Below are 13,941 nucleotides of genomic sequence, written 5' to 3'. Positions count from 1 at the left end.
ATCAAATGCTTGGAAGTGGGATTATTGTAACCATTTTGTTCTTTTTTAAGAACGAACATGAAAAAGCTTAATAATCGTATTAAAACGGCTAAAATGGCTAAAAACGGCTATTTTAGCCGTTTTTGTTATTTTCTTCAGGCGAATATACTTAGAGATATCGTTCCTTATAAAGAACGAAAATAGTAAGGAAGGATGATCGTGAAGACCGAATGCTACTTCCTACGAAAGTCTGTATCTTTGCACCCGTGCACATTTCCACAGATGTCAGAGTGTATCAAAAGGAAGCAAAAGCACTTGCTTCGGCCGGATATTCAGTAGTTCTCTTGGCCAGGAAGGATGAGGAGCAGGAAGGGGATGCGGTACAAGGTCAGCTCATAGTGGAGGGAGTACCACGGTATAAAAGCCGCTTTCAACGGTTTCTCCTGCAGCCGCTCATGCTGAGAAAGATCTTGAGGACGAAAGCATCTATCATCCACCTCCACAATCCAGATACGTTGCCCCTTGGGTTTTTATTAAAGCTCATGGGTAAAACGGTCATCTACGATACGCACGAAGACTTTACCCAACGAATTTTGATGCGTGAATGGATCCCTGGAAAGCTGCGAAAGGTCATCGCAAAGGCTGTTGGACAGCTCGAGGCTTGGGCGGGACGGGTGTTTGATGCTTCGATCGCGACACAAGTGGATGTCGCTCTGCGATTGGGGGCAAAGAGTATCGTTCTCGAAAATGCACCGATCACCAGAGGGGAACTGATTGAGAGGGCGTACGCCCACAGCCTTGAGGTTCCTAAAGCAGCGGAGTTTCGATTGATTTATGTCGGAACAATTGGCCGTACCCGGGGATTGCTGCAGATGGTGAAAGCCATGGAATACGTGAATCAAATCTTCCCAGCAAGGCTGTGGCTCATTGGTCCTGTCCACGATCAGGCAGGGATGGAAGAAGCGAAGGCGAGATCGGGATGGAAGCATGTGGATTACATGGGGAGCTTGCCCCAAGAGCGGGCATTCGCCTACATCATCCAGTCAGACGTCGGATTGATTACGATTCAGGACATAGGCGATCACTCCAAAACAAGCCCAAACAAGATTTTTGAGTATCAGCGGTTTGGGATCCCTTTTATCGCCAGTGATTTTGCAGCTTGGAGGAAAAAAGTAGGACATGTCGGATCAGGGGTCTTTGTGAATCAGGAAGACGTTATGGAAATCACCCAGATGATTACGCTGTTGCACGATCTACCCCAGCTTGCGAAAGAGATGGGGCAGAAAGGGATGGCTTTTACAGTCAACGAGTACAACTGGGAGATGGAATCGGAAAAATTGATCAGGCTCTATCAAACGCTATCTGAGACGAATCAAACATGGGTGAGAGGTGTAGCGCAATGACGGTTTCCCCTGTTCAGGCGATTCGCGAGGAACACGCGTATCCGCTGGTATCCATAATTACTCCTACGTACAATGCGGCCAGATTTATCCGGGAAACGATCGATTCAGTAAAAAGGCAAACGTACCCCTACTGGGAGCTCATCTTAGTCGATGATGGCTCCAAGGATGAGACAGTCGCCTTGATTCAAGAGGAGATGATAGACTCCCGCATTCGTCTAATTGTAATGCCCAAAAACGGTGGAGCAGCCGTTGCGCGTAATACAGGCATTTCTACCGCTGGGGGAAGGTATCTCGCATTTTTGGACAGTGATGACTTGTGGCTCCCGGAAAAGCTGGAGAAGCAGGTTTCCTACATGCAGCGAAACGATGTTGCTTTTTCTTTCACCCGGTATCGCATCATCCAGGAAAACGGAACGCAAACCCCGTTTGTGGTGCCAATTCCGCGGCAGATCGACTATAACGGATTGCTGAAGAATACGATCATCGGCTGCCTGACGGTCATGTTGGACAGAGAAAAGCTGGGGGTCGTACAGATGCCGAACATCCGGACACGTCAGGATACAGCGCTGTGGCTGCAAATTCTCAGAGAAGGACACATCGCCTACGGAATCCAGGAGGAGCTTTCCCACTATCGCAAAGTAGTGGGGTCGATCTCCAGTAACAAATGGAAAGCAGCACGCAATACGTGGAGGTTGTACCGAGATATCGAAAAACTCAATTTCTTGCGAGCGTCATGGTGTTTTCTGCATTACGGCTGGAACGCATGGAAAAAAAGTGTGGGTCAGAGCGGATAGGAGAGGGAATGAACACATGAAATTGACCATCGTCGGAACAGGGTATGTCGGACTTGTTACAGGGGTTTGTCTGGCCAGCATTGGCCACAGCGTAATGTGCGTGGATGTGGATCAAGAGAAAATCTCACAGCTGCAAGCGGGAAGGGTGCCGTTTTTCGAGCCTGGCCTAGAAGAATTGCTAGCTCAACAAATACGTGAAGATCGGCTCGCGTTCACAGTCGATCACGAAGTAGCATTCGCGCAGGCAGAAGTTATTTTCATCGCAGTTGGTACACCCCAAGGGATTGACGGGCTGCCAGATTTGCGTGCGCTGATTGAAGTAGCCCGCTCGATCGGTCGTACGGTTGATCACGATGTCATTGTCGTCATCAAAAGCACGGTGCCTGTTGGGACGAACCATTTTCTTAGTCAAATCATTGCAGAGCAGCTGCTGCATCCAGTATCGATCCAGCTGGCTTCCAATCCGGAATTTTTGCGGGAAGGCTCAGCAGTCTACGATACCTTTCATGGAGACAGAATCGTCATTGGCGCAGAGGATGAGGCGGTGGCACATACGCTCGCGACGATTTATCAGTCGATGCACATTCCTATCCTGCACACCGACATCCGTAGTGCGGAAATGATCAAGTATTCGTCGAATGCCTTCCTCGCGACGAAAATCAGCTTTATTAACGAAATCGCCAATCTGTGCGAGCGTCTGGGAGCAACGATCGAGGATGTCGCACGGGGAATGGGCATGGACCAACGGATCGGGGAGAAATTTTTGCGAGCAGGGATCGGCTATGGCGGATCTTGCTTCCCAAAGGACGTCAAAGCTCTCTTGGGAATGGCAGATCTGTCCGGTTACCCCTTTCAAATTCTCCAGGCAGTAGAGCGGGTCAATCGCAAGCAACAGATGCTCCTGATCGAAAAGGCTACCAAGCGTTTAGGTAAATTACGAGGAAAGCGGGTTGCGCTACTAGGACTTGCTTTTAAACCAGACACCGACGATATGCGTGAAGCACCTTCTTTGGCAATCGCAGGCGCCTTGCTGGAGTTGGGAGCGCAAGTCGTCGGATACGATCCAGTCAGCATGGGAAATGCTCGATACTTCTTACCTTCGCAGGTAGAACTGCTCACTCGCCCCGAACAAGCGCTGGAAGGAGCTGACGCAGCCTTTATTTTGACGGAATGGGAAGAGTTTACCTTACCTACATTTGCCCCTCTTCTTCTACAAATGAAAATACCGGTTGTTTTCGATGGCAGAAATTGTCTGGATGCTTCTGCACTGAGCGAACTGGGGATCGAGTACCATCCGATCGGCAGAGGGATGGACAGAGAGATGGTCACGACAAGTTTTCAGGAAAAAGGGAGAGAGCGATGAAAGTACTTGTGACGGGTGGAGCTGGCTTTATCGGTTCGCATATTGTGGACCAACTCATCGCTGACAATCTGCAAGTCATCGTAGTAGACAATCTTTCGACGGGAAGGAGACACCAGGTTCACTCGTCAGCCAAGTTTTATCCGTGCGATATTACGAGCCAAGAGCTGGAAGTGATTTTCGCACAGGAAAAACCGGATGTCGTCATTCATCAAGCTGCCCAAATCGACGTGCGACAGTCCATGCTTGCCCCCCTTCAAGATGCCGTCGTCAATATTATCGGGACACTCCGTCTCTTAGAGTGTTCTATTCAACACCACGTGCAAAAGTTTATCTACGCATCCTCAGCAGCTGTATACGGCATTCCCAACGCTTCTTACATCAAAGAGACGCATCAGATACTCCCCTTGTCTTGCTACGGAATATCCAAGTACACACCTGAACAATACATTCGCGTTTTTTCTGAACAGTATGGATTAAACTACTCGATTTTGCGCTATGCCAATGTGTACGGCGAGCGTCAAGAGTTGACGGGAGAAGGCGGGGTCATCCTGAGCTTCGTCCAGAAAATGCTGCAAAACAAACCTCCTCACATTTTCGGTGACGGATTACAGACGAGAGATTTCATTCATGTAAAGGATGTCGCCTCTGCGAATGTGGCAGCTCTGCGCTCAGGCAATCGAGAGGTGCTAAATGTAGCCACGAGTCAGGCCTTGAGCATCAACGATCTGGTAGAACTGTTGAACGAGATGATGTCCGTCCACATCGAGCCTGTTTATTTGCCTGCGCGAGAAGGGGATATTCGGCACAGTTGTCTGAACAACGACAGAACGAAAGAGGTGCTGCAATGGGAACCACAGGTCTCCTTGCATCGGGGCTTGCTTCAAACGATTCACTATGTTCGGAACAGAATGTCTATCGTTAGTGGCTGATGATTCCATTGAAAAAAGCAGGAGGAACCTATGAGTGGCAACAAGTTGAAGCTTCGTCTATTACTACTGGCTTTACTTGACGTTGGTTTACTGAATGCATGCTACGCGATTTCCTTTTTATCCCGCTTTTCGTTTGATGTTCCTCTGCGAAATGTCAAACCGTATCTCGCGCTCTTTCCATGGATCTCGATGTTTTGTCTCATTGCCTTCTACATGTTTGACCTGTATTCCAACTGGAAGCGGAAAAGCCTGCATCATCTCGTGTATACGATTACGCTCTCGCTCTTGCTCGTCATGATTCTCACCATGTCCTTAACGTATCTGGGCAAAGGGTTTTCGTTCCCGCGCAGTGTGATCCTCTTCGCGACCTTTCTGCAGATCATCGTGCTTGGAGTGAGTCGTTCCCTGATCTGGCACATGGGACGGAAAAGGCATGGCAGCAAGAAGGTGTTGATCATCGGAGACACCATCGAGAACGGCGTGTCATTAGCCGAGAAATGCATGAATCACTCCAAAGGCTGGTTTATCATCCACGGATTTCTACCCGCCAATAGCAAGCGGTTCTTGCTTAAAAAAATGGGGGAAGTCGACGTCGTCTTGTTGGGACCCAGCCTGAATCGCGAAGACAAGGCGGAAATCATCAGCCTGTGCATCAAGCATGAAAAAGAAGTCTTGGTGGTCCCGGAGATGGTGGAGTTGCTCGCCATGGAGTCAGAGCTGCAGCAAATCGATGATCTCTTGGTGCTATCGATTCAGCCGCCAAGGTTTGTCCCGAGAAAACTGCTGATGAAACGCAGCTTTGATATCGCGGTATCTGGACTCATGATTCTCTTTTTATCACCAGTGATGCTGATCTTGTACGCGCTCATCAAGCTCACTTCTCCTGGTCCTGCTATTTTCAAGCAGGAGCGTCTGGGAGAAGGTGGTCGGTCCTACTTGATCTACAAATTCCGAAGCATGGTGGTAGATGCGGAAAAAACGACAGGGCCCGTCCTGGCAGCAGCAAAGGATCCACGGATCACACGGATCGGCAGCATGATGCGTTCCACGCGTCTGGACGAAATCCCACAGCTGTTCAATGTGCTGAAAGGGGAGATGAGTCTCGTCGGTCCGCGACCGGAACGCCCCTATTTTATCAAGCAGTTTCAAGAAATTCTTCCTGATTACTCCTATCGCTTGTCAGTCAAACCGGGGATTACAGGCCTGGCCCAAATCCTAGCTAATTACAGCACAAAGGTAGAAGACAAACTACGCTTCGATATCTTGTACGTCAAAACGTATTCGTTCGTCCTCGATATCAAAATTCTGCTCCAAACCATACGCGTCGTGCTGCAGAGAGAACAAGCTGCAGGCGTGTCGTTTGAAAATGACGAGAACAAGAAAAAACTGCTGCGATTATTTGGGTATTACGACATGGCAAACACGGCGAATAACGAATGAAAACGGATGAACGGGGGAAACACCAGTGAAGCTGATTCTTTTATCGGGTGGTTCAGGAAAACGGTTGTGGCCACTGTCCAATGACGCGAGATCCAAACAGTTTCTCAGACTCCTGCAAAATGACGAGGGTGAGATGGAGTCGATGATCCAGCGCATCTGGAAGCAGCTGGGGGCGGCGAATCTACAGAAGGAGTCGGTCATCACGACCAGTCACACGCAGGTCGATATGATCCAGAATCAGATCGGCAGTGACGTCGAGCTGCTGGTCGAGCCACAGCGTAGAGATACATTCCCTGCCATTGCGTTGGCAGCTGTCTATTTGTACTCGATGAAAGAAATCAGCATGAATGAAATCTGTGTGGTCATGCCCGTAGACGCTTATGTGGAAGACACCTTTTTCGAGAAGATCAAGGAGCTAGAAGCCGTTTTGGGTGATTCCGAGGCTGAGCTCGCGCTGATCGGAGTGAAACCGACGTATCCTTCTGAAAAGTACGGCTACATCGTTCCGTATCGTAATCAGGATTCGATGTCGTACTACCACGTGAATCATTTTACGGAAAAACCGACGAGAGAGGTAGCGCAAGAGCTGATCGCACATGACGCACTTTGGAATTGCGGCGTATTTGCTTTCCGGTTGGAAACGATGATTGCTGGGCTGATCGATCGAGGGATCCCGATTCATTTCGAAGAGCTGCTTCGACAATATCAATCGCTGCAACCGATCAGCTTTGACTACGAGATTGTCGAGAAAACGAATCGCATCGCCGTTCTTCCCTATGAAGGAAGCTGGAGTGATCTCGGGACCTGGAATACAATCACGGATCAAATGGTGGACAATCAAGTGGGGAAAGGTCTAGTGGACGAGAGTTCTTGCTCTACCCATCTGGTGAATGAGCTTGATATTCCCATTGTTGTGCTGGGAATGTCTAATGCGATTGTTGCGGCTAGTCCGGATGGGATCCTGATCTCCGATAAATCCGTCAGCCATCAAGTGAAGGATTGGGTGAAAGATATCGGAACCAGACCGATGTTTGAGGAGCGCCGTTGGGGATGGTACAAAGTATTGGACCATGCGAAATCGCTGGATGGACGCGAAGTGCTAACCAAGCGCATTGGCGTTGCGGCGGGCAAAAACTTGAGCTATCAGCTGCATTACATGCGCAGTGAGGTCTGGACGATCATACGCGGTGAAGGAGTATTTTGCCTGAACGATAAGATTTTTCATGTAAAGGCGGGCGATGTGATCACGATTCCTGTAGAAGCAAAGCATGCGATCAAGGCATTGACAGACCTTGAGTTCATTGAGGTCCAAACAGGTCAATTACTCGTGGAAGAAGACATTATTCGAATCTACATGACGTGGGAAGAAATCGAAAAAAATGGTGCGTGGGTATGAAGGGAGCGCTTGCCATTGCTTGGTAAATGTATTCAAGAATTGCGAATGCAAAAAGGGCTATCCATGTCAGAGCTAGCCGAGCGATCAGGGGTGACAAAATCGTACTTGAATGCCTTGGAGCGAGGGATCAAGACAAATCCTTCCATACAGATACTGGAGAAAATAGCAGGCGTTTTAGATATGGAATTGGGGAGTCTTGTCCGCTATGTCCATGATCGCCAAGCAGGGAATGCACCTTTTGATCCGGAGTGGATCGAATTAATCTGCGAAATGAAAAGGTCTGGAATTAGTAAAGAAATTTTGAAATCGTGGAAAGATGCCTGGGCGAATAACGAAGATGAGGATGCTTCAAAATATTCTTCATAAAGAACGATAAGTAGTGTGGGACCTTATCGAAAAAAGTTGTCGAAAAGGCTCTGAATACAACGGTTTTTGTGGGAAAACACACGAATAAGGCTGTTCCAATTTGAGGGTATTTGAGGTAAACTATAAGAAAACGTTCTGTAAAAAGAACGATCACGTTAGGAGTCCAGGAGGGCATATGAAAGTACGTGAGCTGTTTGACATGATCTGGCGACGATTCTGGATTGTCATTGTCTTCACCGCCGCTGTCACTTCTGCCATCGGTATTTACAGTTACTATTACATTACCCCTATCTACGGGGCATCGGTGGAACTGCTGGTGATGCCGAACTCTAAAGATAGCACCGAACAATCGAGAGAAATTGATTACAACGATATTCAAACGAGCATTAAATTGATGGACACGTATCAAGTCATGATCAAAAGTCCACGGGTGCTTGAGAAGGCAATGATCGCTATGAAGCTACGATTATCTACGAGTGAGCTGAATAACAAAATTGAGGTCAAGCCCGTAAAATCCTCGCAGGTGATCGAAGTTACGGTTCGAGACCCGTCGCCAGTAACCGCAGTGGAAATCGCCAATACCTTGTCCAAAATATCAGTAGAAGAGATCAGAGATATGATGAAGATCGACAACATCCAAGTGATTTCAGAAGCAAAGGTATCGGATAATCCCAATCCCGTCTATCCCAGACCGATTTTGAACATCCTCATGGCGTTTGTCATCGGATTCTTCCTTTCCATTGCTTTTGTACTTTTGTACGATTCTTACGCCATTTATAGAAAATCCAGGGTTTTGCAAAAGCAGCGGATCATGAGTAAATCCGCGCTCGGATAAAGGAGAGGTCCATCCAGATGAAAAAAGTAGCGTTGGTTACAGGGGTTACAGGTCAAGACGGTGCTTACTTATCGGAGTTTCTGCTAGAGAAAGGGTACGAGGTCCATGGAGTTAAACGGAGGGCTTCCTCGTTCAACACGGACCGGATTGATCACCTCTATCAAGACAAGCATGACGAGGACAGCCGATTCTTTCTCCATTATGGCGATTTGACGGATTCGACGAATCTCATCCGTATCATTCAAGAAGTACAGCCAGATGAAATTTACAACTTGGCCGCTCAAAGTCATGTAAAAGTGTCGTTTGAAACGCCGGAATATACTGCTAACGCAGATGGGATCGGGACCCTGCGGCTACTAGAAGCGATCCGTATTTTGGGCATGACAGAAAAAACGAGATTCTATCAGGCTTCGACCAGTGAGCTCTACGGACTGGTGCAGGAAGTGCCGCAACGGGAAACGACGCCTTTTTATCCGCGAAGCCCCTATGCAGTAGCAAAGCTGTACGCTTACTGGATCACCGTGAACTATCGGGAAGCGTACCGGATGTTTGCCTGCAACGGCATCCTTTTTAACCATGAATCACCACTGCGGGGAGAAACGTTCGTTACACGCAAGATTACGCGAGCTTCAGCACGGATCCGGTTGGGTCTGCAGGACAAATTGTATCTGGGCAATCTGGATGCCAAACGAGATTGGGGCTACGCAAAGGATTACGTCAAAGCAATGTGGCTCATGCTGCAGACAGAGGTGCCAGAAGATTTCGTGATCGCGACAGGAGAAACGCATTCCGTGAGGGAGTTTGTTGAATTGGCTTTCCGTGAAAATGGCATTGAGCTTGCTTGGAGAGGGCATGGTGTCGAGGAAGTGGGGATCCATCAGCAGACAGGAAAGGTGCTAGTGCAGGTAGACCCACTATATTTTCGGCCTACGGAAGTCGACTTGCTTTTGGGCAACCCGGAGAAAGCCCGGAGAGTCCTGGGCTGGGAGCCTGAATGTACGTTTGCCGAATTGGTCCGATCGATGGTACAGTCCGATCTGGCAGAAGCCAATAAAGAACTGTTACTCTCCCTATGATTCATAAATGGCGAACGATCACCCTATCACTCGTGCAATTGTTTAGCAAGAGTCAAGACTTAAAAAAAATCGTGGTCAGTACGGGATGGCTGGCAGTCGAGCGAGTCTTTCGAATGGTCGTTTCCTTTTTTGTTGGGATCGCTATCGCCCGTTATCTGGGACCAGAGCAGTACGGGCAGCTAAACTATGCACAGTCCTTTGTTGCTCTCTTTTCAGCGCTAGCGGCATTGGGGCTCGATGGAATCGTCGTGCGCAACATCGTCAACCAGCCGTCACGAAAAGACGAGTTCATGGGTAGTGCGTTTGTTTTGAAGCTGTTTGGCTCTCTGTTCACGATTGCGCTTACTGTTGGATTAATTATCTTCCTGCGACCAGACGATCCTCATACGCAATGGATGGTGACATTGGTTGCAATGGGAATGATCCTGCAATCGTTTGATACGATCGACTACTGGTTCCAGTCACAGGTATACGCCAAAGTAAAAGTCTACGCATACGGCATCTCGTTCTTCCTCCTTTCCTTGGTTAAAGTCGTCATGATCGTGCTGCATGCTCCGCTCATTGCCTTTGCTTATGCGGGCATGGCTGAGTCTGTCATCGTTGCGATTGGGCTGTTGGTCGGTTATCGTCTGCATGGCAATTCGATGAGGAAATGGCGAGTGACTTTTGCCTGCTCTATCGAAATGTTGAAGGATAGCTGGCCATTGATCTTTTCCAGTCTGGCGATCATGATCTACATGCGGATCGATCAGATTATGATCGGTGAGATGGCGGGAGACCACGAGCTTGGTATTTATTCGGTGGCAGTCCGATTGGGGGAAATGTGGTATTTCGTACCAATCGCCATCGTTTCCTCGACGTTTCCCAGCATCGTGCAAGCCAAGCAAATCAACGATGAGCTGTTTTATGAACGGCTGCAGCACTTGTACGATGTCATGGCGTTTATCGGTTACGTTGCGGCGATTGTCACGACGTGCTTTGCTCCCTTCATCGTTACACTATTTGGGCAGGAGTATTCGGCAGCCGCTTCTATCTTGATCTGTTATATCTGGATTGGACTTTTTGTCAATTTGGGTGTAGCGAGAAGCTCGTTTCTAAACACGATGAACTATACCAAGTGGCATTTCGTCACCTCATTTCTAGGATGTGTCATGAACGTTCTGTTGAATCTGATACTCATTCCCCGATATGGAGCAATGGGAGCTACGATTGCCTCCCTGTTTTCGTACTGGTTTCAGACACATGGCTCTTGCTTCTTTTTTCGTCCGCTGCACAAAACGGGTGCCATGCAGACCAAGGCGATTCTCGTGCCGTTTCGTTTGAGAAAAATTATGGCACAACTGCAAATTCGTTCGAAAGGGGAGTACCTGTAAGTGGAACTAGATGCACGTATTTATGTTGCAGGACATCGGGGATTGGTCGGATCAGCTATCAAAAGGGCATTAGAATCGCAGGGATACCAAAATGTGCTCGAACAGACCAGGAGCGAGCTGGATCTGCTGGATCAATCCGCTGTTGCGCAATTTTTTGCGAAAGAGCGGCCTGAGTATGTGTTTTTGGCTGCGGCCAAAGTGGGGGGGATTTCTGCCAACGCAACGCACCCGGCTGATTTTCTTTATCATAATTTGGTGATTCAGACGAATGTGATACATGCAGCCTATCTGTACGGTGTAAAAAAGCTGTTGTTCCTGGGAAGTTCTTGTATCTACCCCAAATTTGCTCCACAGCCGATCAGGGAGGAGTATTTGCTCAACGGTGAGCTGGAACCGACGAATGAGCCATACGCTCTCGCCAAAATTGCAGGGGTCAAGATGTGCGAAGCGTACTATCGCCAATATGGGTCTGATTTTCTGGCAGTGATGCCGACGAATCTCTACGGCCCCAACGACAATTTTGATCTGGAGAGTTCTCACGTGCTACCGGCGTTGTTACGCAAATTCCATGAAGCCAAAACGATGGATGCCTCTCACGTCGAGGTATGGGGGACGGGAAAACCGAGAAGGGAATTCCTGTATGTCGACGATCTGGCGGACGCGTGCGTGTATCTGATGAAACGTTACAGCCATTCCGATATCGGATCGTTCGTCAATATTGGTACCGGGGCAGATGTGGAGATTGGCGAATTGGCGACCATGATCAAGCAGATCGTCGGCTTTCGAGGGAATATTGTCTTCAACTCGGAAAAACCGGATGGGACACCACGAAAATGGTTGGACGTGACGAGGATAGAGGGCTTGGGATGGAGAGCAAGTACGACGCTAAGAAAAGGAATTCAAAAGACGTATGAATGGTATCTTAATCAGCATCAATCGACCGTCAGACCATAGAATATGAGGGTTGCCTGGAGGGGTACGCTTGCGTGACACGTTTATCATTCTATCGCGAAGCCAAAATGAACAGCTGTCCGCAAATCAAGGGGCAACAACCTATACGATGGCTACCTATTTCCTGTTGCTCAGTGTTTTCCTCTATGGAACGAGCATTCCAAACTTGTCTCTAATCTGTCTGATCCTGTGTTTTCCTGTCATTTTTTTCTTGCAACATAAGAGAGTGACTGTTTCCTTCCTGATCGACGCATCCCTCGTTTTTCTATTCGCCTTTTTGTACTACACAATGTGTGTTTTATTCGAGATTACGACGGATGATGATTGGCTAGAGAGCAAAATGATGTTTCTAATCGTGAACATGAGCATGGCTTACATCATCGGTTATTTTCTCGCACAAAACTTTAAGAAAATTAGCGCAGTCATCGCGGTGACCGTAGGCGGCCTGTTCACGTACGGATTGCTATCAACGGCGAAGTTTGCTCTGGACCATTTGGGGCAAGTTGCCAGTAACGATTATTTGATCGCAGAAAGGGCAGTACCTTCCTTTTGGAATGGGGGAATTGTGAATGGCCCGATCATCGGGATCTTTTTTTCCTTGGGTATCTGTCTGATCTCCATGGTTTATAGTCGAATTAACTTGCTTGTAAAAGGATGCTTCCTCGCCCTCGCGCTGTCCAGCGTATTTTTCAACCTCATGCTTCAGAACCGCAGTCCCATATATGCGGGGGTTCTTTCCTTCTCCTTGGCTACCCTCATGTACGTGACCCAAATGAAGCTCACCCACAAGAAGCTGATTATCCTCATCATCGTTGTTTGCCTACTGCCGTTGAATCTGTTTTTCATCGATTTCTCCGAGACGAAGAGTCTGCTGGATAATCCTTTCATGGAACGTTTGATCAGTGAAGGGTTTGATACCCCTCGCTATGAGCTGTGGTACAAAGGGGTGCTAGGACTGTTTGAGTATCCGATGGGAGGAGCCAAAACAGACTTCTCTCCGTATGATTACGCGCACAATCTGTGGTTGGATGTGGGCTGGTATGTAGGCTGGATTCCCATGCTGCTGCTATTGTTTATCCAGCTCAAGCACCTACCTTACTTGATTCGTTTTGTGAGGACGAGACCAAGTCAATCATACGGAGTCATGGGAATTTCGGTTTCCTTTTTGGTGGCGATGATGGTCGAGCCTACGCTGATCGCATCATATACCTATGTTACCTTGTTTTTCTTCTTTATAGGCTACATGAAAGGATTCCATCTGCACGTGGATCTGGACGGGAAGGAGGGGCGCAAGTGACGGCCAAACTGCATTTGCCAAAAATAAGCATCATTACGGTGACCTATCAGGCAGGACCGAGGTTGGAGGCTACGATCCAAAGCGTCATGGGGCAAACGTACCGCAATAAGGAGTATATCGTCGTGGACGGAGGATCCACGGATGAGACTCTGGCACTCGTAGAACGCTATCGCCGCTTTATCAACACCGTGATTTCCGAGCCGGACGAAGGTATTTATGATGCCATGAACAAAGGGCTAACCATGGTCTCTCCAGACAGTGATTATGTCATTTTCATGAATGCAGGTGATGTCTTCTACAATCATGTCGTGCTGGATGCGCTTCTACCGGGACGTACAGGAGCGGGACATTTGTATGGAAATATTTATCGGAATGGGAGTGTCGTATCACAAGCCGCCCGGCTGAGCGACTTTTATCTGAGCACGCAAATGATCTGCCACCAATCCATCCTGTTCGCGACGAGGCTTCATCGACGTGTCTTGTATGATTGCCACTATTCGATTTCGGCTGATTTCAAAGCTGTTCTGGAGATGCGGAAGAACGGGGACACGTTTGAAAAGGTGGATCAGGCGATCTGTAAGTATGAAGGCGGCGGAGTCAGCGATCGGCAGCGACAGGAATTGTTCCGGCAGAGACACGAGATCCTGCTGCAATACCCCATGCTTTTGCGGATATATAGAGGTAAGACTTTTCTCAAGCGATGTCTGCCATTTCGAAACCAGTTGAGGATGCGATAACT

At 48.3% G+C, this 13,941-nt stretch carries 13 protein-coding genes; all 13 read left to right on the top strand.

Annotated elements, in window-relative coordinates:
• Positions 1-209 precede the first annotated feature (209 nt).
• Entirely contained in the window at positions 210-1,382 is a 1,173-nt protein-coding gene (locus tag AN963_RS10990) for a glycosyltransferase family 4 protein (RefSeq protein WP_055744648.1), read from the top strand.
• Complete coding sequence (locus AN963_RS10985) at positions 1,379-2,176, top strand: glycosyltransferase family 2 protein (RefSeq protein ID WP_055744647.1); 798 nt, start codon at positions 1,379-1,381, stop codon at positions 2,174-2,176. The genes AN963_RS10990 and AN963_RS10985 overlap by 4 nt, the downstream gene beginning before the upstream one ends.
• Positions 2,177-2,192: 16 nt before the next feature.
• A complete protein-coding gene (locus tag AN963_RS10980; RefSeq protein ID WP_055744646.1) occupies positions 2,193-3,539 on the top strand; it encodes a UDP-glucose dehydrogenase family protein in 1,347 nt (448 codons plus the stop codon).
• Positions 3,536-4,468 (top strand): NAD-dependent epimerase/dehydratase family protein, encoded by a 933-nt coding sequence (locus AN963_RS10975; protein ID WP_055744645.1) that lies wholly within the window; start codon positions 3,536-3,538, stop codon positions 4,466-4,468. Before AN963_RS10980 ends, AN963_RS10975 begins: the two co-directional genes overlap by 4 nt.
• A 30-nt stretch (positions 4,469-4,498) precedes the next feature.
• Positions 4,499-5,908 (top strand): sugar transferase, encoded by a 1,410-nt coding sequence (locus tag AN963_RS10970; protein ID WP_055744644.1) that lies wholly within the window; start codon positions 4,499-4,501, stop codon positions 5,906-5,908.
• A 25-nt stretch (positions 5,909-5,933) separates the two neighbouring features.
• Positions 5,934-7,304 carry a sugar phosphate nucleotidyltransferase gene (locus AN963_RS10965; protein ID WP_055744643.1) on the top strand — a complete coding sequence of 457 codons (1,371 nt, stop codon included), beginning with the start codon at positions 5,934-5,936 and terminating at the stop codon, positions 7,302-7,304.
• Between the two features lie 9 nt (positions 7,305-7,313).
• Positions 7,314-7,670, top strand: coding sequence for a helix-turn-helix domain-containing protein (locus AN963_RS10960; protein WP_330218830.1), 357 nt, complete (start codon positions 7,314-7,316; stop codon positions 7,668-7,670).
• A gap of 175 nt (positions 7,671-7,845) precedes the next feature.
• A complete protein-coding gene (locus tag AN963_RS10955) occupies positions 7,846-8,505 on the top strand; it encodes a YveK family protein (RefSeq protein ID WP_055744641.1) in 660 nt (219 codons plus the stop codon).
• Between the two features lie 17 nt (positions 8,506-8,522).
• A complete protein-coding gene (gene gmd, locus AN963_RS10950; RefSeq protein WP_055744640.1) occupies positions 8,523-9,581 on the top strand; it encodes a GDP-mannose 4,6-dehydratase in 1,059 nt (352 codons plus the stop codon).
• A complete protein-coding gene (locus AN963_RS10945) occupies positions 9,578-10,954 on the top strand; it encodes a flippase (RefSeq protein WP_055744639.1) in 1,377 nt (458 codons plus the stop codon). Before gmd ends, AN963_RS10945 begins: the two co-directional genes overlap by 4 nt.
• Entirely contained in the window at positions 10,955-11,908 is a 954-nt protein-coding gene (gene fcl, locus AN963_RS10940; RefSeq protein WP_055744638.1) for a GDP-L-fucose synthase, read from the top strand.
• Between the two features lie 28 nt (positions 11,909-11,936).
• Entirely contained in the window at positions 11,937-13,202 is a 1,266-nt protein-coding gene (locus AN963_RS10935; RefSeq protein WP_055744637.1) for a hypothetical protein, read from the top strand.
• Entirely contained in the window at positions 13,199-13,939 is a 741-nt protein-coding gene (locus AN963_RS10930) for a glycosyltransferase family 2 protein (protein WP_055744636.1), read from the top strand. The genes AN963_RS10935 and AN963_RS10930 overlap by 4 nt, the downstream gene beginning before the upstream one ends.
• The last annotated feature ends 2 nt before the right edge of the window (positions 13,940-13,941 follow it).

The sequence above is a fragment of the Brevibacillus choshinensis genome (genome assembly GCF_001420695.1).
Classification (GTDB): Bacteria; Bacillota; Bacilli; order Brevibacillales; family Brevibacillaceae; genus Brevibacillus; species Brevibacillus choshinensis.
The sequence above is the reverse complement of the archived record's forward strand: the minus strand, read 5'-3'. Positions and strand labels throughout refer to the sequence as shown.